25 protein-coding genes, 1 tRNA gene and 1 pseudogene are annotated in these 25,378 nt (G+C 59.2%); 17 read left to right on the forward strand and 10 right to left on the reverse strand.

Annotation, left to right across the window (positions count from 1 at the left end):
* The first annotated feature begins 189 nt into the window (after positions 1-189).
* From K4O48_RS06090 to K4O48_RS06130, 9 genes are all read left to right on the forward strand, one after another.
* Entirely contained in the window at positions 190-1,062 is an 873-nt protein-coding gene (locus K4O48_RS06090; protein ID WP_260523703.1) for a hypothetical protein, read from the forward strand.
* Positions 1,059-1,508 carry a phage holin family protein gene (locus tag K4O48_RS06095; protein ID WP_222911171.1) on the forward strand — a complete coding sequence of 150 codons (450 nt, stop codon included), beginning with the start codon at positions 1,059-1,061 and terminating at the stop codon, positions 1,506-1,508. The genes K4O48_RS06090 and K4O48_RS06095 overlap by 4 nt, the downstream gene beginning before the upstream one ends.
* On the forward strand, positions 1,505-2,323 hold the full coding sequence (locus tag K4O48_RS06100; RefSeq protein WP_222911172.1) for a DUF3618 domain-containing protein: 819 nt from the start codon (positions 1,505-1,507) through the stop codon (positions 2,321-2,323). Before K4O48_RS06095 ends, K4O48_RS06100 begins: the two co-directional genes overlap by 4 nt.
* 99 nt (positions 2,324-2,422) lie before the next feature.
* A tRNA-Thr gene (locus K4O48_RS06105) sits at positions 2,423-2,498 on the forward strand.
* Positions 2,499-2,738: 240 nt separating this feature from the next.
* The gene (locus K4O48_RS06110; protein ID WP_222911173.1) at positions 2,739-3,614 is read left to right on the forward strand and encodes a YihY/virulence factor BrkB family protein; all 876 of its coding nucleotides are present in this window, start codon (positions 2,739-2,741) and stop codon (positions 3,612-3,614) included.
* Positions 3,615-3,803: 189 nt separating this feature from the next.
* Complete coding sequence (locus K4O48_RS06115; RefSeq protein ID WP_222911174.1) at positions 3,804-4,919, forward strand: glycosyltransferase family 4 protein; 1,116 nt, start codon at positions 3,804-3,806, stop codon at positions 4,917-4,919.
* On the forward strand, positions 4,912-5,676 hold the full coding sequence (locus K4O48_RS06120; RefSeq protein ID WP_222911175.1) for a DUF2334 domain-containing protein: 765 nt from the start codon (positions 4,912-4,914) through the stop codon (positions 5,674-5,676). The genes K4O48_RS06115 and K4O48_RS06120 overlap by 8 nt, the downstream gene beginning before the upstream one ends.
* Positions 5,673-6,665: a YbhN family protein gene (locus tag K4O48_RS06125; protein WP_222912005.1), complete on the forward strand. Its 993-nt coding sequence runs from the start codon at positions 5,673-5,675 to the stop codon at positions 6,663-6,665. Before K4O48_RS06120 ends, K4O48_RS06125 begins: the two co-directional genes overlap by 4 nt.
* A gap of 109 nt (positions 6,666-6,774) precedes the next feature.
* Positions 6,775-6,966: a CsbD family protein gene (locus K4O48_RS06130; RefSeq protein ID WP_222911176.1), complete on the forward strand. Its 192-nt coding sequence runs from the start codon at positions 6,775-6,777 to the stop codon at positions 6,964-6,966.
* 182 nt (positions 6,967-7,148) lie between these two features.
* Here K4O48_RS06130 and fdxA read toward each other — a convergent pair whose 3' ends face one another.
* Positions 7,149-7,472 (reverse strand): ferredoxin FdxA, encoded by a 324-nt coding sequence (gene fdxA / locus K4O48_RS06135; RefSeq protein WP_181083598.1) that lies wholly within the window; start codon positions 7,470-7,472, stop codon positions 7,149-7,151.
* 132 nt (positions 7,473-7,604) lie between these two features.
* Entirely contained in the window at positions 7,605-10,178 is a 2,574-nt protein-coding gene (gene mutS, locus K4O48_RS06140) for a DNA mismatch repair protein MutS (protein WP_222911177.1), read from the reverse strand.
* Positions 10,179-10,606: 428 nt separating this feature from the next.
* On the opposite strand from mutS, the gene K4O48_RS06145 reads away from it, so the two are divergent.
* The 3 genes from K4O48_RS06145 to recX all read left to right on the forward strand — a co-directional run bounded on the left by K4O48_RS06145 (position 10,607) and on the right by recX (position 12,702).
* On the forward strand, positions 10,607-11,107 hold the full coding sequence (locus tag K4O48_RS06145) for a CinA family protein (RefSeq protein WP_222911178.1): 501 nt from the start codon (positions 10,607-10,609) through the stop codon (positions 11,105-11,107).
* A gap of 84 nt (positions 11,108-11,191) precedes the next feature.
* Positions 11,192-12,235, forward strand: a complete 1,044-nt coding sequence (gene recA, locus K4O48_RS06150) for a recombinase RecA (protein WP_222911179.1) — start codon at positions 11,192-11,194, stop codon at positions 12,233-12,235.
* Positions 12,236-12,240: 5 nt separating this feature from the next.
* Positions 12,241-12,702, forward strand: coding sequence for a recombination regulator RecX (gene recX, locus K4O48_RS06155; RefSeq protein ID WP_222911180.1), 462 nt, complete (start codon positions 12,241-12,243; stop codon positions 12,700-12,702).
* Between the two features lie 56 nt (positions 12,703-12,758).
* Here recX and K4O48_RS06160 read toward each other — a convergent pair whose 3' ends face one another.
* Together K4O48_RS06160 and K4O48_RS06165 are read right to left on the reverse strand one after the other, a co-directional pair.
* Complete coding sequence (locus K4O48_RS06160) at positions 12,759-13,832, reverse strand: LOG family protein (protein ID WP_222911181.1); 1,074 nt, start codon at positions 13,830-13,832, stop codon at positions 12,759-12,761.
* Positions 13,833-14,041: 209 nt separating this feature from the next.
* On the reverse strand, positions 14,042-15,451 hold the full coding sequence (locus K4O48_RS06165) for an MBL fold metallo-hydrolase RNA specificity domain-containing protein (RefSeq protein ID WP_222911182.1): 1,410 nt from the start codon (positions 15,449-15,451) through the stop codon (positions 14,042-14,044).
* A gap of 128 nt (positions 15,452-15,579) precedes the next feature.
* Between K4O48_RS06165 and K4O48_RS06170 the strand changes: the two genes are divergently transcribed.
* Entirely contained in the window at positions 15,580-17,988 is a 2,409-nt protein-coding gene (locus K4O48_RS06170; RefSeq protein ID WP_222911183.1) for a xylulose 5-phosphate 3-epimerase, read from the forward strand.
* Between the two features lie 52 nt (positions 17,989-18,040).
* On the opposite strand, the gene K4O48_RS06175 is transcribed toward K4O48_RS06170, so the two are convergent.
* Positions 18,041-18,433: a PA3611 family quorum-sensing-regulated virulence factor gene (locus K4O48_RS06175; protein WP_222911184.1), complete on the reverse strand. Its 393-nt coding sequence runs from the start codon at positions 18,431-18,433 to the stop codon at positions 18,041-18,043.
* Positions 18,434-18,550: 117 nt separating this feature from the next.
* Between K4O48_RS06175 and K4O48_RS06180 the strand changes: the two genes are divergently transcribed.
* Positions 18,551-19,267 carry a tRNA-uridine aminocarboxypropyltransferase gene (locus tag K4O48_RS06180; protein ID WP_222911185.1) on the forward strand — a complete coding sequence of 239 codons (717 nt, stop codon included), beginning with the start codon at positions 18,551-18,553 and terminating at the stop codon, positions 19,265-19,267.
* A 12-nt stretch (positions 19,268-19,279) separates the two neighbouring features.
* Here K4O48_RS06180 and K4O48_RS06185 read toward each other — a convergent pair whose 3' ends face one another.
* Complete coding sequence (locus K4O48_RS06185; RefSeq protein WP_222911186.1) at positions 19,280-20,203, reverse strand: DMT family transporter; 924 nt, start codon at positions 20,201-20,203, stop codon at positions 19,280-19,282.
* 235 nt (positions 20,204-20,438) lie between these two features.
* On the opposite strand from K4O48_RS06185, the gene erdR reads away from it, so the two are divergent.
* On the forward strand, positions 20,439-21,089 hold the full coding sequence (erdR, locus tag K4O48_RS06190) for a response regulator transcription factor ErdR (protein WP_222911187.1): 651 nt from the start codon (positions 20,439-20,441) through the stop codon (positions 21,087-21,089).
* Positions 21,090-21,150: 61 nt separating this feature from the next.
* Here erdR and K4O48_RS06195 read toward each other — a convergent pair whose 3' ends face one another.
* Positions 21,151-22,077 carry a LysR family transcriptional regulator gene (locus K4O48_RS06195; RefSeq protein WP_222911188.1) on the reverse strand — a complete coding sequence of 309 codons (927 nt, stop codon included), beginning with the start codon at positions 22,075-22,077 and terminating at the stop codon, positions 21,151-21,153.
* 112 nt (positions 22,078-22,189) lie between these two features.
* On the opposite strand from K4O48_RS06195, the gene fpr reads away from it, so the two are divergent.
* Positions 22,190-22,966, forward strand: a complete 777-nt coding sequence (gene fpr, locus K4O48_RS06200) for a ferredoxin-NADP reductase (protein WP_222911189.1) — start codon at positions 22,190-22,192, stop codon at positions 22,964-22,966.
* A gap of 65 nt (positions 22,967-23,031) precedes the next feature.
* On the opposite strand, the gene K4O48_RS06205 is transcribed toward fpr, so the two are convergent.
* Positions 23,032-23,517, reverse strand: a complete 486-nt coding sequence (locus K4O48_RS06205) for a YchJ family protein (RefSeq protein ID WP_222912006.1) — start codon at positions 23,515-23,517, stop codon at positions 23,032-23,034.
* A gap of 6 nt (positions 23,518-23,523) precedes the next feature.
* A complete protein-coding gene (locus K4O48_RS06210; protein WP_222911190.1) occupies positions 23,524-24,021 on the reverse strand; it encodes a DUF6231 family protein in 498 nt (165 codons plus the stop codon).
* A gap of 458 nt (positions 24,022-24,479) precedes the next feature.
* On the opposite strand from K4O48_RS06210, the pseudogene K4O48_RS20440 reads away from it, so the two are divergent.
* Positions 24,480-24,833: pseudogene (locus K4O48_RS20440) on the forward strand (OmpA family protein); the annotation flags it as partial.
* A 72-nt stretch (positions 24,834-24,905) separates the two neighbouring features.
* Here K4O48_RS20440 and K4O48_RS06220 read toward each other — a convergent pair.
* Positions 24,906-25,370 carry a CopD family protein gene (locus K4O48_RS06220; protein WP_222911192.1) on the reverse strand — a complete coding sequence of 155 codons (465 nt, stop codon included), beginning with the start codon at positions 25,368-25,370 and terminating at the stop codon, positions 24,906-24,908.
* Positions 25,371-25,378 lie beyond the last annotated feature (8 nt).

Below are 25,378 nucleotides of genomic sequence, written 5' to 3' on the forward strand. Positions count from 1 at the left end.
TATTTGTTGGTCATTCAGTAGTTCTTGTTTGAAAGCGCTATATGGCGGAGCAAACCCGACGGAACTCTGAAAAGACCACCCGGTCACCTTATATGTGCGCACCGAAATTACACAGTTCGCGGTTCACCGCTGTTGCTGTGTTCCTACGGACCGTGGTCTTCCGGCCAAGCCATATAAAAGGTGAATCAAATGACTACACCCGACGAAGAAATCACTGGTTACGGTGGCCAACCCAAGACCGGCCCCAATTCCTCCTCTGCAACTTCAGGTTCTACAACCGGCCAACCGAACAGCAATTCGACGGCGGGGCATGCCACTGAAGACGCTAAAGCCAAAGCCCGGCAAGCTGCAGACCAAGTGAAAACGCAAGGCAAGAGCCAGCTCGAAGGCTATCGTGAAACGGCAGCCGACGAGCTCGAGAGAGTCGCTCGAAGTGCCGAGGCAGCCGCTCACGAGCTGGAAGGTGAGGATCGCCTGGGTTTGTCCAGCTACGTCTCCACCATGGCTCAAAGCATGGTCAAGCTCTCTGATGATCTGCGCGGCAAGAGCGTAGATGAGCTGTTTCAGGACGTGAATCGAATCGCGCGTGACAACCCGGGCCTCTTCATTGCCGGCAGCGTCGCGCTAGGGTTCGGGCTGACTCGGTTCGCCCGCGCCTCCAGCAAGCGTGCTGCTCAAGGCGACTACGGGCATCACGATACCTCCAGCGCTTTTTCCTCATCTGGCAGCCAACACGGCTCGCATAGCGAGCGCATCACCGGGCAGGCCGAACTCAACGACCGCTTGAACACCGGCGAGCCCGGAACAGTTGGCAGTGTCAGCAATGCTGGCGTTTCGTCTACTCCCGGCACCACACGCTCGACGACCTCGACGAGCGGCACCACCAGCACTAGCGGCGGGGTCGGTACAGGTTCTGGAACCGGTGTGGGTTCGGGGCTGGGTAACACCACCGGCACGGGCGTCGGAACAGGTGGCAGCGGTCCGGGCTCCACTTCTGGCTCCGGGCTTGGCTCCACTTCCAGCCGAGACGGCAAAGGTACTGACGGAGGGCTATTTCCATGAGCGAAGTACGTAAGACAACCACGACTTCAACCCCACTGGACACGCCAGAACCTGGCATGCGCGCTGAAAACGACACATCGGTTGGTGGGCTGCTGCGGCAGTTGACCCAGGAGGTGCCGTCTCTTGTGACTAAAGAGCTGGCGCTGGCTAAAGCTGAGCTGAGCGAGTCCATCCGCGCCACCAAGGCGGGCGCTGCTAGTGTCGCCACTGGCGGTGCCGTGTTGCTCGGTGGCTTCATCGTTCTGTTGTTGTCGGCCGTTTATGGCTTGAGCAAAGTCATGGAGCCTTGGCTCGCCGCGCTGATTGTGGGCGGTGTTGTCGTGGTGATCGGCTTGATCATGGTGTCCGCTGGGAAGAAAAAGTTCGAGGCGTCCTCGTTCAAGCCTGAGCGCACCATTCACTCGGTCAACAAGGATAAAGAAGCCGTCAGGGGGCACACATCATGAGCACACGTAATCAGATTGATGCCGAAGCGCAAAAGGATCCCGCAGAGCTGGAGCGGGAGATTGATCAGAAGCGCGCCGAAATTGGCGACATCGTTCATGCGTTAGAGAACAAGCTCTCTCCAGGCGAGCTAATCGACACGGCGCTGGGCTACGTAAAGGGCGGGGGTGGCGAGTTTTTCTCCAACCTCAGCAATACCGTCAAGGCCAACCCGGTGCCGACGGTGCTGACGTCCATTGGTTTGCTTTGGATGATGGCCGGGCAGAATCGCCAACCGCATTCGAATGTAACTACTACGAGCTATGGCAGCGCATCGAGCGGGCCTTCGATGGGCGAGAAGCTGTCTGCGAAGACGGCAGGCCTCAAGCAGCAAGGCGCCGGTCTCAAAGAGAAAGCCAGCCAGTTGAGCCACAGCGTTACCGAATCGCTTGGCAACGCCCGCACTCGTGCGAGCGACTCTGGTCGGCATACGTCCGAGCGGCTGCGTGGCGGCGCGGATCGGGCGCGAGGTGGTTTCAACCACCTGCTCCAGGAGCAGCCGCTAGCGCTGGGTGCTATCGGCATTGCGCTTGGCGCACTGCTCGCAGCTTCGGTGCCGCCAACCCGGCGGGAAGACGAAGCGCTTGGAGAAGTCAGTGACCGCATGACCGATCGGCTTCGTCATAAGGCGGAGGAGGGCTACCAAAGAGTCTCTGCAAAAGGTGAGGAGTTCGCAGCTCAGGTCAAAGAGCAGAGCACCCACAGCAGCGAGACACAGACGTCTCGTACCTCGACGAGCACAACGGGCACAACCGGTTCCCCCACGGCCGGTCTGTAACCGTCGTGCCTATCATTTGCGGATGCGGATGACGCGGCACGTTTCGCCGGTGCGGGCCTTGAGTCCGCGTCGGTGAGATCTGATAATGTGCCGCTTGATGCCGGTGTAGCTCAGTAGGTAGAGCAGCGCATTCGTAATGCGAAGGTCGGGGGTTCGACTCCTCTCACCGGCACCAATGAAAGAATCAAAGGGTTAGCTTCGGCTAGCCCTTTTTTTTGTGTCGCCAATACCATTCGGCGTCACTCGGTGGCAGTGAATGTGCCGCTCGGTTACATGTTTACACTTTCACCCGCCTCGCTGCCCACGCGTTCTGGCTCCGTTCAGAAAACGACGTCCGTGGTCGGCTCCCACGAACTCTTGCCCCTGCTGGCCGTCCCATTTTTAACGGCGGCAGCTTCTTTTGGGGGATAACGTAATGGCTTTGCTGGACACGCGGGGCATCAGCAGTTTCGAGTTGCTGAAGCGCACATTTAAAGAGTTCAGCAATGACGACATGACGACCTATGCCTCGGCATTAGCCTATCGGGGGATTTTCTCGCTTTTCCCTTTTCTGCTGTTTTTGATTGCCATGCTCGGCATGCTCGATCTGCAGAATTTTTTTACCTGGTTACGTGAACAGGTGTCGCTGGTACTGCCGCCTGACGCATTGGATCTTGTGAATCCGGTGATCGACCAGATGCAGGAGCAGAAAAGCGGTTTGTTATCAGTGGGTATCCTTGTGGCGCTGTGGTCGGCATCGGTAGGTATTCGGTCGCTCATGAATGCCATGAATAAGGCGTACGACGTCAAAGAGGGCCGACCGACTTGGAAGCTGATGCTGCTGGCGGTTGCCTACACGATTGGCCTCGCATTCATCCTCTTAGCAGCGGCGGGTTTGATGGTCACCGGGCCGCAGGTGATGGAGTGGCTCGCTGCGCAGGTGGGGCTGAAGGAGATCGTGGTAATCCTGTGGACCTGGCTGCGCTGGCCGGTGATCGTCATCCTCATGATGCTGGTGTTGGCGTTGCTGTATTACGTCATGCCGGACGTTGAGCAAGAGTTTCGTTTCATCACGCCGGGATCGGTGTTAGCCGTGGTTGTCTGGATCGCGGCGTCTGTGGGCTTCGGTATCTATGTGCAGAACTTCGGCAACTATGACGCCACCTACGGCAGCATCGGGGCGGTCATTGTGTTGCTGCTCTACTTCTATATTTCTGCCGCGGTGTTGCTATTTGGCGCTGAGATGAATGCGGTGATCGAGCATGCCTCTGTCGAAGGGAAGGATGAGGGCGATAAGCGCATCGACGGCTAACCGACCTGGGTAGTCGCCAAAGCCGAGGACCGCTGCGAACAACCGTCTAGGTCAGTGGTCCATTGATTTCATTGCAGAATCTTTCGGGGCGAGACCCGGCTTTGGCTCGGCTGGGTCTGGCTGATTTCAATCCCGCCAGTGTTCGTCCTCCGAAGCCTCTGCATCGAGATCTTACGGAGACGCTTCATCTTGCATATAGCCGACATGACCATGTTCTACGCGCCTGCCAGCGGCGGTGTGCGTACTTATCTCGAGGCCAAACACCGCCGGCTCCAACGGTATCCGGGGGTTCGCCACAGTATCCTGGTACCGGGTGAACGTTACAGCCATGACGCCGGCATTTATCAAATCCCGGCACCAGCCTTGCCTTTCGGCAAGGGGTACCGCTTCCCCGTACGACGCGCACCCTGGCGCAACCAACTGCGAACGCTGCGTCCGGACGTCATCGAAGTGGGTGATCCGTACATGACCGCATGGGCTGCGCTTGATGCAGGGCGCCGCCTCGATGTGCCAGTAATCGGTTTCTATCACTCCGACCTGCCGCTGCTGGTCAGCAACCGAATCGGTGGCTGGCTGGGCACCAACATGAATGGCTACGTCTCGCGGCTGTACGGCAGCTTTGACCGAGTGCTGGCGCCGAGCCGTGTGATGGCGGAAAAACTATCGAATCTGGGGGTCGATAACGTTTTTGTGCAGCCGCTAGGCGTCGATCTCGAAACGTTTCGCCCGGATCGGCGTGATCCCGAGATCAGGCGGGAGCTGAGCCTGGAAGACGATGCGAAGCTGATGATCTTCGCCGGTCGCGGCTCAAGAGAAAAAAACATCGATGTTCTACTGGAGACCGCTCGCTTTCTCGGCAAGCCTTATCACCTGCTGCTGGTCGGGTCGGGCATGCCCCACCGAGTGCCGGCCAACGTGTCGGTGATCAATCGCTTCTGCCCCGCCGCCGACGTGGCGCGCTACATGGCCAGCTGCGATGTCTTGTTGCATGCCGGCAATCAAGAAACCTTTGGCCTGGTTGCGCTGGAAGCGATGGCGAGTGGCATCCCTGTCATCGCCACCCGGGCCGGCGCATTGCCGGAACTGGTGCCGTTTCACACCGGTCGTTTATGCCGTCCGCTTGATGCGCAGGCGATGGCCCAGACCGTGCGCGAGCTGTTTGAAGACGATCCGCGCGTGCTGGGCGCCCAAGCGCGTCAGCATGTCGAGGCCCATCACGCCTGGGATGCAGTGGTTGCAGGCCTTCTCGCGCATTATCACGCCGTGTTGGGTACAGCCGATCTGCCGGTCGCCGTACATGGCTGAACGCAACGTGATGCTGGTGTTGCACGACGTGGCACCTGAAACCTGGGCGGACTATCAGCCGTTTGTGCAAGCCGTCGACGCGCTGGGTGGTATACCGATTTCCTGGCTGGTCGTACCCGATTTTCACCGACGCAATCCGCTTGAGGGGCACCCCGAATTCTGCCGCATGCTCGACGGGCGACTGGCGCGCGGGGACGAGCTCGTGCTGCACGGTTACTACCACGCTGATGACGCGCCAGGACCGCGTTCGCCACGGGACTGGTTCATGCGCCGCGTCTTTACGCATGAAGGTGAGTTCTATCCGCTGAGCGAGGCGGAATCCGAGAAGCGTTTGCAGCGGGGGATCGAGCTGTTCGCGCGCCTGCAGTGGCCGCTGCACGGTTTCGTCGCGCCCGCCTGGTTGCTTGGGCCGGGCGCCCGTCGGGCACTGGCGAAAACCGATCTGACCTACACCAGCGACCCCGGACATTTCTACCTGCTCCCTGATTACACCCGCATCGATGCCCCCGGGCTGGTCTGGAGCGCTCGTAGCGCCTGGCGCCGCGGTATGTCCCGGGTGCTCAGCGAGCGGATGCTTAATCGCCACCTGCACGCGCCCGTACTGCGCCTGGGGCTGCACCCCGTCGACATGCGTCACGAGTTCGCTCGTCAATACTGGCTGAACGTGCTGACTCGCCTGCTGCAAGACGGGCGACGTCCAGTGACCAAATTCGATTGGCTGAAGCACCAGGCGCCGCGCTCGAGCGCAGCGGCATGAATGGCCGCTGGTGGTTGCTGTTGGGCGCGCTGTTGGTCGCCGTACTGATTCCTTGGCTGTTGGGCGGGAGTGGGCTGTTAGAACGGTTGGTGCGCTTTCCGCTGTGGTTACTCCTCGGCATGCTCGGCATGATTGTGCTCGGGTGGTACCTCAACGCATGGCGTCTACGTCTGTTGGTTGGCAGAAGACGGCTGGGGCAGCGTCGCGCGCTGGGGGTCGTTATCGCGACCGAATTCGCCATTTGCGCTACGCCAGGTGGCGCCGGCGGCCCGCTGACCATGATGGCGCTGTTGCGCAGGCAAGGCGTCGCGCCTGCCAAAGGCACAGCGACGTATGCCGTCGAGCAACTGGCTGATCTGCTGTTCTTCGCATGCGCATTGGTAGGGGTGCTGATCTATGCCGTAACCCATTCGCTGAACGCCTATATCGCCAGCCTGCTGGGCTTCAGTGCGGCGTTATTGATCGGGCTGATGGTGCTGTTGGCATTGCTTGGGCGCTTCCATCGCCAGGTTTTCCTGCTCAACGGTTGGTTGGTTGGTCGGCTTGGCATGAAGTCGGCGCGTAAGCGTTATTGGGCCCGAAAGGTATTGAGTTTCCGTAACGCGCTGCTCGAATGCTTCAGGTTGCCGAGGGCTATCTTGCTCGGCGTGTTCGTTCTGACCACGTTTCACTGGCTTCTGCGTTATAGCGTGCTCTACCTCACGCTCCAGGGGCTCGGTAGCCAGCTCGCCTGGGCCTGGACCTTCATTGTCCAATTACTGTCGCTGACTGCGGGGCAGTTGAGCCTGTTGCCGGGCGGGGCCGGGAGCGCTGAACTGGCTTCGGCTGCCTTGCTCACGCCACTGGTGGGTAAATCGACAGCCGCGGCTGCCATTCTTATTTGGCGCTTCGTGACCTATTACTTCTATCTGATCGCCGGCGCACCGCTCTTTTTGCACTTGGCGGGTCGGCCTCTGTTCAATCTACTGGTACGAGCGCGCAACAGTTGAGCGAGCCGCTGCTCCGCTAGTGGACGGGTACCGTTACTCGGGGAAACGAAACTATCGCTCAACGGGTCGGGTCAACTAAATGTAACCCATGAAGAAAGAGGAACATGCCATGAGCAGTACAGAAGACAAGATGAAAGGCAACCTCAATGAAGCCGCCGGTAAGGCGAAGCAGGGGCTGGGTGAGGCCACCGACAACGAGCGCATGAAGAATGAAGGCAAAGGCCAGGAAGTCAAAGGCGAAGCGCAACAGGTAAAAGGTGAGGCCAAGGACACGATCAAGAAGGGCGTAGACCGCGCCTGACTTGGCAGCACTATAAAAAATGCCCGCATATGCGGGCATTTTTCGTTTCGCGGGGTTTGGTCTTGTGAGTCAGTCCAACTCGAATCGAGCGTCGATGGGACTCCAGAAGTCGCTACGCCCCGCTACTGAACGTACATCGCCTTATTGAGTGCCCGCATCTGCCGGCACTCTCGTCGGACCGACTAGCGCTCCAAATATTGCAGCTTGTCCTTCACCCCATCCCATTCTTCTGCGTCAGGCAGGGAATCTTTCTTTTCTGTGATATTTGGCCAGACCTCTGCCAGATCCGCGTTCAGCTCGATGTACTCCTGCTGATCGTCTGGCACCTCGTCTTCGGAGAAGATCGCCTGAGCTGGGCACTCCGGCTCGCAGAGTGCGCAGTCAATGCACTCGTCCGGGTGGATGACCAGAAAATTCGGGCCTTCGTAGAAGCAGTCCACCGGACAGACTTCGACACAGTCGGTGTATTTGCACTTGATGCAGTTGTCGGTGACGACGAAGGTCATTTCTAGCTATCTCCTCGGGCGTGTCAGGTGGCGTTGCAATGACGCCACCGTTCGGCAGGACTATGGCGGCACCAGGCAAATGCCGCGCATATCCAAAAAATGCGCGCGATTCTAGCAGCTTTTTCGCAGCCGTCAGACACGCGCTTTCAGGTTGTATAGCAGGTCCAGCGCTTGGCGCGGGGTCATATCATCGGGATTTATCCGTCCCAATTCTTCGATCACCGGATGCGGCAGGCTTGCGAACAGGTCGTTCTGCATAGGCGGCGCCGCTTGACCGGCTGCTATTTTCGGCGCTTCGCGTGCCAAGCTGGTGGTTTCCAGCCGCGACAGATGGTCGCGTGCGCGCTGGATCACTTCTCCGGGCACGCCTGCGAGCTGTGCGACCGCCAAGCCGTAGCTTTGGCTGGCCGGACCCGGCAGGACATGATGCAGGAAGACGATACGCTCGTTGTGCTCAGTGGCCGAGAGGTGAACGTTGGCCACGACCGGTTCGCTCTCCGGCAGCACCGTTAGCTCAAAGTAGTGTGTCGCAAACAGGGTAAACGCTCGCAGCTTGGCCAGATGCTCGGCCGCCGACCAGGCCAGCGATAAGCCGTCAAAGGTACTGGTACCGCGCCCGACCTCGTCCATCAACACCAGGCTGCGGTCGCTGGCGTTATGCAGGATGTTGGCGGTCTCGCTCATCTCGACCATAAAGGTCGAGCGACCGCCGGCCAGGTCATCCGACGAGCCGATGCGGGTGAAAATACGGTCCACTAGCGATAGCTCGCACGCTTTGGCTGGTACGAAGCTCCCGATCTGCGCGAGCAGTACGATCAATGCTGTCTGTCGCATGTACGTCGACTTACCGCCCATATTCGGACCCGTTATGACCAGCATGCGGGTGTCGTCATCAAGGCTGAGATCGTTAGCCACGAAGGGTGTCTGCAGCACCTGCTCGACCACCGGGTGGCGGCCTTGCTCAATCTGCATGCAGGGATGTTCGACGAATCGCGGTCGGTTGAGATCCAGTGTCAGCGCCCGTTCGGCGAGGTTGCTCAGCACGTCCAGCTCAGCCAACGCCGCGGCGCTGTCCTGAAGCGGGGCGAGATGATCGATGAGTCGCTCCAACAATTCCTCGTAGAGCTGCTTTTCACGGGCCAGGGCACGGCTCTTGGCTGACAGCGCTTTGTCTTCGAACTCCTTGAGTTCAGGGGTGATGAATCGCTCGGCGCCTTTGAGCGTCTGCCGGCGAATGTAGTCGGCCGGGGCTGACTCGGCCTGCTTGCTCGGCAGTTCGATGAAATAGCCATGGACGCGGTTGTAGCCAACCTTGAGGTTGGCCAGCCCCGTACGGGCTTTCTCGCGGGTCTCCAGGTCCATCAGATACTGGCCGGCGTTTTCGGACAGCGACTGAAGTTCGTCCAGCTCGGCGTCGTAGCCGGTTTTCAGTACGCCGCCCTCGCGGATCACGGCCGGTGGGTTGTCGATAATGGCTTTAGCCAGTAGCGCCGCGAGCTCCGGGTAGGTGCGGATGGTGACGGCCAGGGCGGTGAGATGCGGGGCCACCAGTTCCTGCATGGCGTTCTGCAGCTGCGGCAGCGCGGCGAGCGCATCGCGCAAGCGCGCCAGGTCGCGGGGCCGAGCGTTGCGCAAGCCGATCCGCGCAAGAATGCGTTCGAGGTCGCCGATTTCTTTGAGCTGGGGCTGGATCTGCTCGAAGCGGTAATGCTCAAGCAGGCAGGTGATCGAGTCCTGACGTGCCTCAAGCACACCGCGATCGCGCAGCGGGCGGTTGAGCCAGCGGCTGAGCAGGCGGCTGCCCATGGCCGTCTGGCAGCGGTCGACTACCGACTGCAGCGTATTGTCCCGCCCGCCGCCAAGGTTGATGTCCAGTTCCAGGTTACGTCGGGTCGCACCGTCGAGAATGACGGTGTCGTCCAGGCGCTCATGGCGCAGGCTGCGAAGGTGGTGCAGGGCAGTGCGCTGGGTTTCCTTGGCATAGGTCAGCAAGCAACCGGCGGCGCCTACGGCCAGGGTCAGTTTCTCGCAGCCGAAGCCTTTGAGATCCTGCGTGCCGAACTGCTGGCAAAGCCCTTTGAACGCGCTGTCGCGGTCGAAATCCCAGGGTGCACGCCGACGCACGCCGCGGCGTTTTGCTAGCGGGAGACCGGCGGGCCAGTCGTCGGGGATCATCAGTTCAGCCGGGTTGAGTCGTTCGACTTCGGCCAGCAGAGTTTCCCAACCGCCGAACTCTTGCACGCTGAACCGGCCACTGGTGATGTCCAGCACCGAGAGTCCGAACAGCTTTTCATCGCCCACCACGGCGGCCAGCAGGTTATCGCGGTGTTCATCGAGCAGCGCTTCGTCGCTGACCGTGCCAGGCGTAATGATGCGCACCACCTGGCGTTCCACCGGGCCCTTGCTCGTAGCGGGATCACCGATCTGCTCGCAGATGACCACCGACTCGCCCAGCTTGACCAACCGGCTCAGGTATCCCTCCGCCGAGTGGAACGGGATGCCCGCCATGGGGATTGCGTTGCCACCGGACTGACCGCGGGCGGTCAGGGTGATGTCCAGCAGCTTGGCAGCCTTCTTCGCGTCGTCGTAGAACAGCTCGTAAAAGTCGCCCATGCGATAGAACATCAGTTGGTCGGGATGCTCGCGCTTGAGCTTCCAGTACTGCTGCATCATGGGCGTGTGATGGGACAGGTCTTGTGACGACATATAGCTCGATACTTGAATGAATGCAGGGGTTGCGGCGCTGCCTGGCGTGTTCAACGGCGCTTGCAAGCGTCGACTGGAATGCTGGTCCAGCCGGGTGGATCAAACCCGCAAGGTTAGCATGAGCCGTCGGCCCGTCGATGCCCCGATCTACGGGCGAGATCTCGCGTCGAAGCCCTGCGCAAGATCCATAGCGTTGGGGCTCTCACTGGCTGATCCGAACTGGGGCGCCGGTTTCTGCCAGCGAGCAGCGCTTTGCGCAAACGGTGCCTTATCGTCCATTGAGGCTGTTGTGAATATCACACTCACACATCGAGCGGCTGTGAGCTGATCGCCCGCTGGGCTAATGGTATTTCGATCCTGCCTGGCTCGCGCCGTTAGAGGAAACGCCTGCTAAGGTATGCCTTCGATCGTCGTTTCTGGAGCGTCTCATGTCGGCCTTGACCGATCTGGCCATGCGGCTGGGTATCGCGCTGCAAGCGCAGTCCGCGCACGTGACTACTGCCGAGTCCTGCACTGGGGGAGGAATCGCTGAAGCCATCACTCGTGTCGCTGGCAGTTCTGCTTGGTTCGAAGTGGGTTTCGTGACCTATTCCAACGAACAGAAAACTCATGTGCTCAAGGTCCCGGTCGATTTGTTCGGTGAGGTCGGTGCCGTCAGTCGCGAAGTGGTTGGCGCCATGGTGCGTGGCGCTCAACGGGCCAGCGGGGCGCATTATGGTGTCGCTGTCAGCGGCGTCGCGGGGCCTGGCGGGGGATCGCCAGAGAAGCCGGTTGGTACCGTATGGTTGGCCTGGGCGGCGGGCGAACACGTCATCACACGGCGCTTTCAGTTCGACGGTGATCGTCAGGCCGTACGCGAGCAGAGTGTGGAGGCCGCGCTTGTCGGATTGATCCGGCTGGTCGCGGGAGAAAATCCGCTTGAGGGCTAGGCGCTTCATTTTGCCTATGCTCTAATACTGTCTACTTATACAGTTGTCGTGGCCTCTGGCCCTCTTGATCAAGTGAGGATTGTAATGGACGAGAACAAGAAGCGCGCCTTGGCTGCCGCCTTGGGCCAGATCGAAAAGCAGTTCGGTAAAGGCGCGGTCATGCGCATGGGCGATCACGATCGCCAGGCAATTCCCTCCATTTCCACCGGCTCGTTAGGCTTGGATATCGCGCTGGGTATCGGCGGTTTACCGAAAGGCCGGATCGTCGAGATTTACGGTCCTGAGTCTTCAGGTAAAACAACCTTGACCCTGTCGGTCATTGCAGAAGCACAGAAGATGGGCGCCACCTGCGCCTTCGTCGATGCCGAGCATGCGTTGGACCCGGATTATGCGGGCAAGCTCGGCGTTAACGTCGATGATCTATTGGTTTCTCAACCGGACACGGGTGAGCAGGCACTTGAAATCACCGACATGCTGGTGCGCTCCAACGCCGTTGACGTGATCATCGTTGACTCCGTGGCTGCGCTGGTTCCCAAGGCCGAAATCGAAGGCGAGATGGGTGATACCCACGTTGGCTTGCAGGCTCGCCTGATGTCTCAGGCGTTGCGCAAGATCACCGGTAACATCAAGAACGCCAACTGCCTGGTGATCTTCATTAACCAGATCCGTATGAAGATCGGCGTGATGTTCGGTAGCCCGGAAACCACCACTGGCGGTAACGCGCTGAAGTTCTACGCGTCGGTCCGCCTCGACATTCGTCGTACCGGTGCGGTGAAAGAAGGCGACGAAGTGGTCGGTAGTGAAACCCGCGTCAAAGTCGTTAAGAACAAGGTGGCGCCGCCGTTCCGTCAGGCTGAATTCCAGATTCTGTACGGCAAAGGCATCTACCGTAACGGCGAAGTCATTGATCTTGGTGTGCAGCAAGGCCTGGTTGAGAAGTCCGGTGCCTGGTACGCCTACAAAGGCAACAAGATCGGTCAGGGCAAGGCCAACGCGGCCAAGTACCTGGAAGAGAACCCGGAAATCGGTCGTGAAATCGAGCAGCAGATCCGCGACAAGCTGCTGGTTGTTGCGCCGAATACCAAGGCTAATCCCGTTACTGAAGACATGGCCGAAGCCGATCTCTAATCGGCATGCCGGTGGTGCTCGATAGTCCCGCCGCGGTACGGCGGGCAGCCATGGACCTTCTCGCCCGCCGCGAGCATGGTCGCGTCGAACTGAGCCGCAAACTGCGCTTGCGCGGTGCCCCTACTGACCTCATAGAGCCGGCATTGGATCGGCTCGCTGAGGAAGGGCTTCTAAGTGAAGCGCGCTACCTCGAAAGCTTCGTGCGGATGCGTGCCAACGCGGGGTACGGCCCGTTGCGAATTCGCGAGGAGCTGGCTCAGCGAGGGCTCGCCCGGGAAGTCATTGAGCAAGCGTTGCGCGACAGCGGCTTTGATTGGAACGCGCAGCTCTACGAGGTATGGCAGCGAAAATTCGGAGAACTGCCAGGCGACCAGCGAGAAAAAGCCCGTCAGGGCCGTTTTCTAAGTTACCGTGGCTATTCACTGGAAATGATCGGAAGGCTATTACGAGGTAACTCGTTGGATTAGCAATCGCGGTCAAATAATGCGCTGTTCAAACTGACGTGCGATTTGACCTCTTTGGGTTAGGGTCGCCAGTTGCATTTGGCGTTGACGAAGTCGGTCAGCTCGCGCAGACGCCCATGATCACGTCCGTTAAAAACGAAGCTGAGCCGAGGTAGCGACTGCAGTTCTGGCTCGTCCAGCTCCATTTCGCAGCAGGCTTGTTGTTCGAAACCACCTGTCACGCAAAGATCGCGAAACTCGTCATTCAGGTAAGCCAGAGCATCCTCTGTCAGGTTGTGGTTCATGCGCATGACGAAGCGATCCTTTAGCCAGCGACTTGAATGGAAGTTGCTGTAGAAATTGTCTATTTCGGCAGCCGCGTCCTCAGCATTGTCAACCAGTCGCATGAGGCGCATGTCAGTCGGCAGAATATAGCGGTTCCCCTCCAGCTGATGACGCATAAAACTCAGCGCATCTTTCCAGAACGAGCCGTTGGGTTCGTCCAGCAGCACGACTGGCACCAGTGGGCTCTTACCTGTCTGTATCAGCGTCAGTACTTCTAGCGTCTCATCCAAGGTGCCAAAACCACCGGGGCAAAGCACCAGTGCGTCGGCTTCCTTAATGAAGAAGAGCTTGCGGACAAAGAAGAAGTGAAAAGACAACAGGTGGTCGGTCCCGTCCACCGTGGGGTTGGCGTGTTGCTCGAAGGGCAGGGTGATGTTCAGCCCGAGGCTGTTGTCGGTGCCGGCGCCTTCGTGCGCGGCGGCCATGATGCCGCCGCCAGCACCGGTAATAACCATCAGGTCATAACGGGCAAGTGTTTCGCCGAGTTCACGCGCAAGCGCGTAAAGCGGGTGCTCGATCGGAGTTCTGGCAGATCCGAAGACAGTGACCTTGCGGCGACGCTTGAATTGGTCGAGTCGACTGAAGGCGTGCTCCATCTCACGCATCGTCTGGAGCAAAATCTTCGCGTCCCAGCGGCTTCGGTCGGCTTGTGCCATGCGCAGCACGGTGACTAGCATTTCCCTGTACAACGGTAGATTCTGGCTAGCCGGTGGGACGGCCAGTGCCACCAGCTCATCAATTTTCTTCGACAGTTCGATGCCACTGGTCTTGAAATGTCGCGACAGGTAATCGTCCGGTTCGAAAGGCATACACGTCTCCCTTGTTGGAACCTGTAGTGCTCGGCGCCGCTCACCGTCCAATGTTGCCCTGTTTGAAGCAAACGTTTTTCGGTTCGGCGCTATAAAACTAACAGTAGCTGATGGAGCCCGAAGGACGCCGGCGGCGCGGATAGGGATACATCTGCGTCCTGTTACGTAAGCAGATACGGTCGAGCGGTAGCCGACCTCTAATCCAGCAATCAGAGCGCGATGCGATCGCCTGGTTCAGGAATATTGGCGTGCCAGTCCAGACGGTCATGGATGGCCTTCTGGAGAGCTTGCATCTTTTCCAGCTCACCATGAACCAAGTACAGCTCCGGGCGCGTCTGGAAATGGCTTGCCCATTCGATCAGTTGCGATTGGCCGGCGTGTGCCGAGAAGCCACCCAATGTATGCACCTTAGCGTTCACGGCAATGCGCTGATGGAGCAGCTTGACCGTTTTAGCGCCGTCCACAATGACGCGACCAAGCGTGCCGCGGGCTTGGAAACCAGGGATCACCAGATGGCACTCCTCTCGCCAGAGGTTGTGTTTGAAATGATGAAGAATGCGCCCGCCGGTGCACATTCCGCTGCCAGCAATGATGATTACACCGCTCTTGAAGCGGTTGATGGCCATCGACTCTTCCGGCGTGGGGGTGGTTCGCAGGATCGGCAGCCACGTCTCGATATGCCGGGTTCCGTTGGCTGTCGGCGCACCTTGCGGCACCACGTCTATTTCCAGCTGTTCTTGGAACAGGGAGTAAATTGCGTTCGCGCCGATAGCCATCGGGCTGTCCAGAAATACCATCTGCTGCGGCACGCGGCCTTGCTGGTAGAGGAGGCCGAGGTAATAAATCAGATCTTGCGTCCTCCCAACGGCGAAGGATGGCATCAGAACGTTGCCTCCGTCGCGGTGGGCTTGTTGAAGGATGTCAGCCAGCTCCTCGATGGTGGCCTCATGGTCACGGTGGTCACGATCCCCGTAGGTCGACTCCATGAGCAGTACATCGGCCTCACGCAGCGGGGTCGGCGCGTGCATCAGGGGTGAGGATGCATTGCCGAGATCACCCGAGAAAACCAATCGGCGCGTGGCTCCGAAGTCGTCGACGTCGGCTTGTACGATGGCCGATCCGAGAATATGTCCGGCGTCGAACAAGGTTACGTTAACGCCAGGTGCCGCTTCGAATGCCTCTCCGTAGGCATGGGGTTGACGCAGCTTCAACATGCGCTCGGCATCAATCCGCGTATAAAGCGGCTTGATCGCTGGCTTACCCAGCCGGGCGCGCCATTTATTTTCCCATTCGGCATCCTTCTCCTGAATGCTGGCCGAGTCGAGCAGCATTAGCTCGACCAACTTGCAGGTTGAGTCGGTGGCATGGATCGGGCCTTTGAAACCTGACGCCACCAGTTTTGGCAGCAAACCGCTATGGTCAATATGCGCGTGCGACAGCACGACGGCATCCAGCGATTGCGGGTCGAAGGCAAATCCGGCACGGTTTCCATCCTCTTCCTGGCGTCGGCCCTGGTGCATGCCGCAATCGAGCAGGACTCGTGAGCCTTCATGCGTTTCGATCAAGTAGCACGATCCAGTCACCTGTTGAATCGCGCCGAGAAAACTGAGCAGAGCCATATGAGCGTTCCTGTTTGATCGTTTGAATGAGTGTGCCGGTCGATTCAAGGCGCTGTCTTGATGCATATCAGAGATAGCTGCTCGAACGCTGACTAGACTTGTGCAACCGCCATTCAACGGAGCGCCACATGAACCACCAGCTTCTTCCCAGTCTTGTCGAACTGGACCGTCACGCAGAAGCGGAGCCGGAATTTGCCCGCTGGCGCAACGGTTACGGGCGGTTCGAGCACTCTTTGGAGACCCAGGCCGCGGTGTTCCGATTGGCCCATCAGCTGGTCCAGGCTGAAAAGCAGCCCGACTTGGCAAGCGTCTACCAACTGCTGCAGGCGATTGACCGGGTGGGTTCGGCGGGGCTTTGGCTGGTCGCGCACATGACCTATGCACGCCGCGTCCGACTGGATGGTGTGGCGCTTCTGGCTGAGGACTTCAAAACATCCCCGGAAGGTCATACGGGCGGTTCGCTGAATATGGTTCCGGCCTATGCCGGTTACCTCGGTTTGAATGCCCTGACGGGTACTACGCGTGCGTGGCTTATGGGGCAGGGTCATTGCGTGGCGGCGATCGAAGCACTGAACCTGCTTACCGATAATCTTACGCCTGAACAATCGCATGCCTACGGCAACGGCGAGTCGGGGATTAACCGACTGCTGGAAGATTTCTACGGGTACGAGCAGGGCGCCGATGGCAGCCCGGCCGCACCCCTCGGCAGCCATGTCAACGCGCATACGGGGGGCGGCATCGCCGAAGGCGGCTATTTGGGCTTTGCTGAACTGCAGTACGCACATATGCCGCTGCCGGGCGAAACGCTCGTGGCGTTTTTGTCGGATGGGGCGGCAGAGGAACAACGTGGCAGCGATTGGATCCCACGCTGGTGGCGGGCCGAAGACTGTGGAACAGCGTTGCCGATCATGATCGCGAATGGCCGGCGTATCGAACAGCGCACTCAGCTCGGGACTCATGAAGGGCTTGAAGGGTTTCGTCAGCATCTAAGCCGTTGTGGATTCGATCCCATTACGTTCGATGGGCGAGATCCTGCGGCCTTCGTCTGTATTCTCTGGGAAATGGAACAGCGTTTTACTCGGCGCGTCGATGAAAAGGCGCGGGGGCTGTTGCGGTACCCTTTGCCGATCCCCTATGGCATTGCCGAGACGGAGAAGGGATTTGGCTTTTATGGTGCCGGAAGCAACGCGGCGCATAACTTGCCCTTGCCTGGCAATCCGCGTTTCGATGAGCAGTCGCGCGAGCTATTCAACGCTCATGCCGCGCCGCTGTTTGTTCCGTGGGGCGAGTTGGCACAAGCTCGCGAGTTGCTAGCCCAGTCCCGTGACGGCCGTCCGGCCGAGCGCGACAATGTGTTGGCAACCAGGCGGCCCGCTACACCCATCATGCCGTCACTCAACTATCGGGACAGCGTCTGTTCGCCGATGGTGGCGGTCGATGATTTTTTCGTCGAACTGACAAGTCTCAACCCGTCGCTACGGCCGCGCGTAGGCAACCCCGACGAGTTGGCGAGCAACCGCCTTGGCGGTGTGCTCAAAGCGCTTAAGCATCGGGTGGTCGATCCGGAGAGTGACGTCGAGGCGGTGGACGGGAAAATCATCACCGCCTTGAATGAAGAAGCGGTCGTTTCTGCCTGCCTCGCCAACCAGGGCGGCCTCAACTTGGTGGCCAGTTACGAGGCTTTTTGCGTAAAGATGCTCGGCGCGGTACGTCAGAGCCTGATCTTCTCGAGGCAACAGAAGGAAGTGGGTCGGTCGGCTGGTTGGCTCGGTTGGCCGGTCATCGCGACGTCGCACACCTGGGAAAACGGCAAGAACCAGCAATCGCATCAGGACACGACGTTTTGCGAGGCCCTGTTGGGAGAAATGAATGACATGGCGCGGGTCCTGTTTCCGGCGGACCATAACAGCGCGCTCGCGCTGCTGCCTTCCATCTACCAAGCCCGCGGCGCTCTGGCCTGTCTGGTCATGCCCAAGCGTGAACGGCCATCGTTTTTCAATCAGGCGCAGGCCGAGCAGCTCGCCAAAGATGGCGCGATCATCGTCGATGAACGGGTTGGGGCCAGCCCGGTTCTTCTGATAGCCAATGGCAGTTATCAACTGACTGAAATGCAACGTGCGGCTGTTCGGTTGGCTGAGGCTGACGTGGCCTATCGGCTGGTCTATCTGCAGGAGCCGGGGCGGTTCAGGGCTCCGCGGGATCGGTGGGAGATCGATGCACTGGCGGCGGACGGCGTGGCCGAGCGGTTGTTCCCGGAGCGGATGGAGATGCGCGTGTTACTCACCCATATGCGGCCGGAGGTAGCGCGCGGTCATCTTTGGCCGATCTTGCCGGACGCGAGGCGCAACTCAGTCCTGGGCTATCGCAATCGTGGCGGCACGCTGGATGAAAGCGGAATGCAATTCGCTAACCGTGCGTCTTGGGCGAATGTGCTCGCAGCGTGCGCGCGGTTACTCGACCTGCCGCGAACAGCGCTCCTCAAGCCCGACGAGGCGGCCGCGGTGGCCGGTAAAGGTAATCCGCAATTGTTGCGCTAAGAGGGGAGCCGTCGCGGGCAGCACCGGTGCTGCCGTTGGCGGTGTTTCAGGCTTAGCAGTCGCTGGAGCGATACCGCTCGGTGGTGATCGGCTTCTTGCTTTGATACTCGCTGAACTCGAAGCGCAATACCGCGCCCTGGCTCATCAGCTCCCGCAAGCCTTCGTTGTTGCAGACGCTGGCGGCCAGCTGTGTGCGAACCTGCTTGGGGTTGTCGCGCATCTGCGCAGCATGGCGTGGCTGAACGCTGAGGTGGTTGACCAGTTCGTTGCCATCAACGCTGTAGCCTTCATCCAGCAGGTCAGAATTAATAGCGCGGGGCGTGCCCACGCTGCTTTCACGGGCTACTTTGTCGAGCAGCTGGCCGAGCGCTTGGTCCTGCGCCGAAGCGGTGTTGGCGAAGGGGAGGGCAAGGCAGAGCGTGAATAGTGCGGTCAGACGGTGCATGGTGATCTCCTGGTAACTGCCGTCGTTCGACCCGTCCCCGCCGGCACGGTTCAGCCGCAGCCACGGTTTCCGACCAGGCTGGTAAACTGCGGGCCCCTTCGCTCGATCGATTACTCAATGCCCCATGCCGTAGCCCGTTTACGTGATGCGCGTCTGGCCCGTAGCGCCAAGCCTTTTATCGCGCGGGGCTCACGTACAGCTCGCTGTGTTCGTTGTCGTGTCGCGAGCAGTCACTGCTTTTGCGATTGGCTTCCATGCGTGCCGACACACAGTGCCGTCTGCTTGATCATGCATGACATCGAGCCGCTTAAGCCGAGCAACACCGGTTGGCTGATTGCGGATATCGTCGCGGATACCTATGCCTTCACCTGGAACAGAACCGAGGTGGAGCCGGCCTTGCTGGAGCTGCTCGCCGATCCTCGTTATCAGCCCGTAGTGGTGTTCCCGGGCGAGTATGCCGAACCCGAGCGCGTGGTGTCCGCGGTCGAGGTGGCTGACGACAAGCGTCCGCTCTTCGTTCTGCTTGATGCGACATGGACCGAAGCGCGCAAAATGTTTCGCAAGAGCCCTTACCTCAATCGTTTGCCCGTGCTAAGTCTGCAAGCCGAGGTCCTGTCGCGTTATCGTCTTCGCCGTTCGACACGCAGTGAGCATCTGTGTACGGCTGAAGTGGCGGCGTTGTGTCTCGGGTTGGCGGGTGATGAACAGGGAGCCGGGGCGTTGGATAACTGGCTCGACGCCTTCACTGACCACTACCTGGCTGCCAAACACCACCGTACGCCTGACCCGGATGATGCGACCCATCAGGCGCTGGCGGCGTTGGGCCGGGGTTGATCAGAAGGCCTATCAATGCCTCGCCATTGGTGGGATCGCATCATCGACCGTTACCGGCACGGGCTTGCGTGGCCATAACTGCGCGGCCAGCATGCCCACAAACATCAACGCGCAACCCACGTAGCCGCGCGCGCTGAGGCTCTCATCGAGCAATAGCGCTCCAGCAATCGCGGCGAACACGGCCTCGAGTGAGAGGATAATGGCCGCATGTGAGGCAATCGCATGCTTCTGAGCTACCACCTGCAACGTGTAGCCCACGCCAACGGCGAACATGCCGCCATAGATCAGCGCAGGTGCGGCCAGTTGAATGCTGGCGAGGCTGGCTTCCTCAAACGCAGCTGCAAGAGCCAGGCTGACCAATGCGCAAGTCACAAACTGCAGAAAGGCCAGTCGAATCGCGTCATGGCGACTGACAAAAAAGCCGACAAGCAATACATGCACGCCCCAGACAAAAGCGCCGGCCAGTTGTATCCAGTCCCCCGAGGCAACCTTGAAGTTCTCGTCAATACTGAGCAACGCCATACCGAACACCGCAAGGATCGCCCCGATCCAGGTGCCCATACCTGTTTTATGGCCGATGATTAGCCCGAGCAGCGGTACGACGATGACGTACAGTCCGGTAATGAAGCCGGAGTTGGTCACGCTGGTAAATAGCAGGCCGACCTGCTGCAGATTGATTCCGAGCGTGAGCGCGAGGCCCATACTGAGCCCTCCGAGCAACAGGCCTCGCTGCAGGAATGGCTCATGCCGAGCGGCACCGCGGCCCTGATGAAGCACCAGCGGGAGCAGGACGACCGCACCCAACGCGAAGCGCAGGCCTGTAAACAGAAAGGGGCCGATGTTATCCATCCCGACCCGCTGGGCAACAAAGGCGCTCCCCCAGATCATGGCTGTAATGAGCATCAGGAAGTCGGCGCGAAGGGCTTGGTTACGCATGGTTGGGCTCGGGCGAGAAAGTCGCAAACTTTGCATCAAACCGGCGTGCTTGGCCACAGATTCACCGGGCATCCTGCTGTGACGCCTGATTAAATTCCGCACGGTGATCGAATTTCGAGTGGTGGCGCGATATCATCACCCGGGTTCACCCCGAGCAATTTGCGGGTTCATGCCGGCCTGATGACAGCATCCGGCTCTGGCCGGTGAAAGCGCCAATAAAAACTATAGGTCTGCCATGGCTGCTTACGAAATCCTTATCGCCGATGATCACCCGCTGTTTCGCAGTGCCCTCCAGCAAGCATTGACGCTTGGATTAGGCGATGACGTTCGGCTTTCCGAAGCGGCAAGCATTGCCGAGCTAGAAGCCCAGCTGACCCGAACCTCCGATTGGGATCTGGTCTTGCTGGATTTGAACATGCCGGGTGCTTACGGATTCTCGGGGCTTGTGCTGCTCCGGGGGCAGTATCCCCAATTGCCGGTGGTGATGGTTTCTGCGCAAGAAGACGCGGCAGTCGTAGCTCGCTCACGTGAGTTCGGCGCAAGCGGTTTCATACCCAAGTCCAGCTCATTGGAGACCATTCAGGAAGCCGTGCGGGTCGTGCTTGATGGGGATGTGTGGTGGCCTACCAACATCCAGGATGTCGGTCATGTCAGCCCTGAAGCCAAGGCAGCCAGCGAAGGGCTCGCCAGTCTGACGCCTCAGCAGTTCCGCGTGTTGACGATGGTCTGCGACGGCTTGCTGAACAAGCAAATCGCCTACGAGCTCAGCGTTTCCGAGGCAACAATCAAAGCGCATGTCACGGCCATCTTCCGCAAGCTGGGCGTCCGCACACGGACCCAGGCGGCTCTGTTGCTGCAACAGATGGGATCAATTCCAACGAGCTGACACACCGTTATAGCGCGATCCAGATCGCGTGTGTACGAATGGGCCCGGGCCCATCAGCAACTTACGCGATGGTCGGCAGGACGATCTCGTCGCTGCGCTGAATCCCCGCGGTGAGCGCGCGGCATTGCTCGATGAACTCGCGCATCGCGGCGGTCTGGTACTTCAACGAATGCCAGATGAAATAGAACTGTCGGGCCAGATCCAAGTCCGGGGTTTCAACCGCAACGAGGCTGCCGCGGCGAAAGGCGTCGCGCAGTGCCAGGCGAGAGATGCACCCGATGCCCAGGCCAGACTCCACGGCCCTTTTTATAGCTTCGGTATGCTCCAATTCGAGCCGTATGTTGAGTTTTGCCGGGTGGTGCCGCATGGCGTGGTCGAACGTTAGGCGAGTCCCTGAGCCTTGCTCACGAAGAATCCAGGCTTCACGCGACAGCTCATCGAGACTTACCTCCGTGCGGCCGGCCAGTGCATGCTGGGGTGCGCAGAAAACCACCAGTTCGTCCTCGACCCACGGCAGCACTTCGATGTCGGGGTGCTGGCAATCGCCTTCGATCAGACCTAAATCAAGTTCATGTTGCGCGACCTGCTGGACAATGTGCGCCGTGTTCTGCACATGCAGTTTCACCCGGCACTCAGGATGACGCTGCATGAAACTGCCAATCAGCAGTGTGGCGAGGTAGTTGCCGATCGTCAGCGTGGCGCCGACATTCAATGAGCCAAAACCGGTCTTGCCAGCCAGCAGATCCTCGATGGCTTTGGCCTGATCGAGCAGGCTTACTGCTTGAGGCAGCAACTGACGGCCCAGTGCGTTCAACCATAAGCGCTTGCCGGCGCGGTCGAATAGTTGGCAGCCGGATTGCCGTTCCAGTTCAGCTAACGAGGTGCTGGTGGCCGATTGAGACAAAGCGAGGCTTTCGGCGGCGCGGGAGACGCTTTCCTGGCGGGCAACCGACACGAATACCTGAAGCTGGCGCAGCGTGAAATGCATATTTGTAAAACCGATTAGATATATCGTTAATATTCGTTTAACGGATATTAACGATATCGGTAGACTTTCGTAAATTATCGAGGCGCCGTTGCGCTAGAAGAGGAATCCGTACATGAGCAACCTGAACGTTGAGCGAGTCCTCAGTGTGCATCACTGGAATGACACGCTGTTCAGTTTCAAGACCACCCGTAACCCGGGGCTGCGCTTTGAGAATGGTCAGTTCGTGATGATTGGCCTAGAGGTAGAGGGCCGGCCGCTGATGCGTGCGTACAGCATTGCCAGCCCCAACTATGAAGAGCACTTGGAGTTTTTCAGCATCAAGGTTCCTGATGGCCCGCTGACTTCGCGCCTGCAGCACCTGAAGGAAGGTGACTCGCTGATGGTCAGCCGCAAGCCCACTGGCACCTTGGTGTTGGATGACCTGCTGCCGGCCAAGCATCTGTATCTATTGAGTACAGGCACTGGTCTGGCGCCGTTTATGAGCGTGATCCAGGACCCGGAAACATACGAGCGTTTCGAAAAAGTCATTCTGGTTCATGGCGTGCGCTACGTGAACGAGGTTGCGTACCGGGAATTCATTACCGAGCACCTTCCGCAGAACGAGTTCTTCGGCGAAGCCTTGAAGGAAAAGCTCATCTACTACCCGACCGTGACCCGCGAGCCGTTCGAAAATCAGGGACGGCTGACAGATCTGATGCGCAGCGGCAAGCTGTTTAATGACATCGGGCTGCCTCCCATCAATCCAGACGATGACCGCGCAATGATCTGCGGAAGCCCGAGTATGCTGGCCGAAACCAGTGAGGTTCTGGATAGCTTTGGCCTCAAGGCTTCGCCACGTATGGGTGACCCAGGGCATTATCTGATTGAGCGGGCGTTTGTGGAGAAATAAGCGCTCGGTTAATGCGAAGGAAGGCCGGCTGGCGCGATGCGCTTGTCGGCCTTTGTCTTTCTAGGTCAGAGATAAGCGGCGCAGCATTTCTTGAATTTCTGCCCACTGCCACACGGGCAGGGATCGTTGCGGCCGGCCTTGAGCGTGATGGTCGGATCGATGAAATACCATTTTCCGTCGTGCTGAACAAAGGCAGAGCGCTCGTGCTGGGCGTGCTCTCCCGCCAAGTCATGCCAGCGGGCTGTAAAACTGACAAGCGCATGCTCTGGTTGGCCGCCGATTACTTGGCTCTCCTCGACGTCGAGTCCTAGCCAGGTGCTGCTGACGCTCCAGTCCTTCATCGATTGGAGATCCAGCGAGTCTTGCTGAATAGGCAAGGTCGTAGCTTTCAAGTAGTCAATGAGACCAAAGACATAAGCACTGTAGCGTGAGCGCATGAGCTGTTCCGCGCTCGGCGCCGGAAGGCCGCTGTGATAACGCCCGCAGCATGCGCCGAGCGTATTGCCGCTACCGCAAGGGCAATTTGCGTCATGTTGTGTGTCGCTCGTCATCATCGATCACCACCAATATTTGCCAAACATCTGTGGGTTCGCCCAGAACTTCGCGTTCAGCCAGTCCGGAACCTGCTTATAAACAAGCAGGTCGTAGGTGAAGAGGGTCAAGGTCTGTTCCTCCCGCTCAAAGCGCGCGCTGATCTGCAGCGCAAGGGAAAAGAAGTCGGTGGCTTGCCAGTCGCATGCGCTCAGATCAACCAGAACCGCGATACGACTGGCGTTGAGGTTGCGAATACCACCGAGCAGTTGCATCCCGTCGCGTTTGAGCAGGTGTTCTAGGCAGTCGGCAACGAGCGCCAGGTCGTAGCGGCGTCCGGATAGGTCACCAGGCAGAGGTGCAGCGGGCGCACGGTCAATGTGGCGACCTTCGCGGCTGCGACCGAATGCTTCGACTGCCGGCATATCGCTAACGCCGACGTGCAGCACATGCGTCGGAAGATAGTGCTCGAGCAGTGCGGCCAACGCGTGTTGTGGCGTTTGCGGTGAGCTGGGTGCGATCAAGCCGGGATCCTCTATGTCAGGCGTAGCAGGCGCAGAAATGCAGTTTCATACGGTCTGTCGAAGCGTAAAGACTAGCGCGGCGGTGCGTGCCGTCCTAGTCTCGTTGTAACTGGAGTGGCTAATGCTGTCTGCATGGCGCTCTGGCCGATCCCAAAACTAGGAGGTTTTACCTGATGAGTAGCTTACGGACAGCAGTACCCGTGATTGTAATGACCACCTTCCTGGCTGGCTGCGCAGGGGTGCAGAAGCAGGATTGGCCCAGCTGTGCGGCCGTTGGCGGCGTCACTGGTGCCGCACTGGGTGCAATAGAAAGCAGCACTTATGCAGGGTACGGTGCGCTGATTGGTGGCGGTATGGCTGCAGCATATTGCTGGGCCAACGGTACTGAGCAGGAAACGGTCGCCATGGTTGAAACCGTTGAGCCAACCCCGACCCCTGTCGCCGAACCTGAGCCTGCTGCTGAGCCTGTTCGTGTTGAGCTCGACGTGAAATTCGATTTCGACCGCGCTGAAGTCAAGCAGGACAGCATGGCTGACATCCGCGACCTGGCAGACTTCATGAAGCAATACGGTCAGACGTCGACGGTCGTCGAAGGGCATACCGACTCGGTGGGTACCGATGCGTATAACCAACGCCTGTCCGAACGCCGCGCCAACGCGGTGCGCGATGTCCTGGTCAATCAGCATGGCCTCGATAGCAGCCGAGTCGATGCAGTTGGTTACGGCGAGTCCCGTCCGGTTGCCGATAACTCTACTGAGGAAGGTCGCGCAATCAACCGTCGTGTAGAGGCTGAGGTCGAAGCACGTCCTTAACCTGACTGCTGCATAACAAAGCCGGGCTACGAGCCCGGCTTTTTTTATCCTCAAATCGCTAGGTTTTTCTCGTCAGAACAGCGGGCGAGCGCTGGCAAGCGCGACAACCAGCAGCCCGAGCAACAAGTTGACGCCCACCAGTTGACGGATTTTTCCAAGCGCCGCCCCACCTTCGGGCCAGCTCTGCGTGGAGACAGCGCGTTTGAGCTCGGGTAACTGCAGTAGCTGGATACGCAGGAACAGCGCCAGCATCACCAGAAACAACCCAGCCATGATGTGTACGTAACGGGGCGCTGCCGCTAGCCCCTCGAAACGCATATGCCACATGCCGATACCACTGATCGGCAAAACGAGCACCGTGATCCAGACCCATTTGAAAAAACGGCGAAGCACCTCAGACCATAATTTCAGCCGCTCGGGTGCCTGCAGTTCAGAAACGGCGGCGGGTCGCAGCACCATCCATGCGAAGAACATGCCTCCGATCCAGATCACGGCGGCCAGCACGTGAAGTGAATAGAGCAGGGCGAAAGCGGTCATGGGAAATC

This window comes from Pseudomonas sp. DNDY-54 (assembly GCF_019880365.1).
In the GTDB taxonomy this organism is placed as follows: domain Bacteria; phylum Pseudomonadota; class Gammaproteobacteria; order Pseudomonadales; family Pseudomonadaceae; genus Stutzerimonas; species Stutzerimonas stutzeri_P.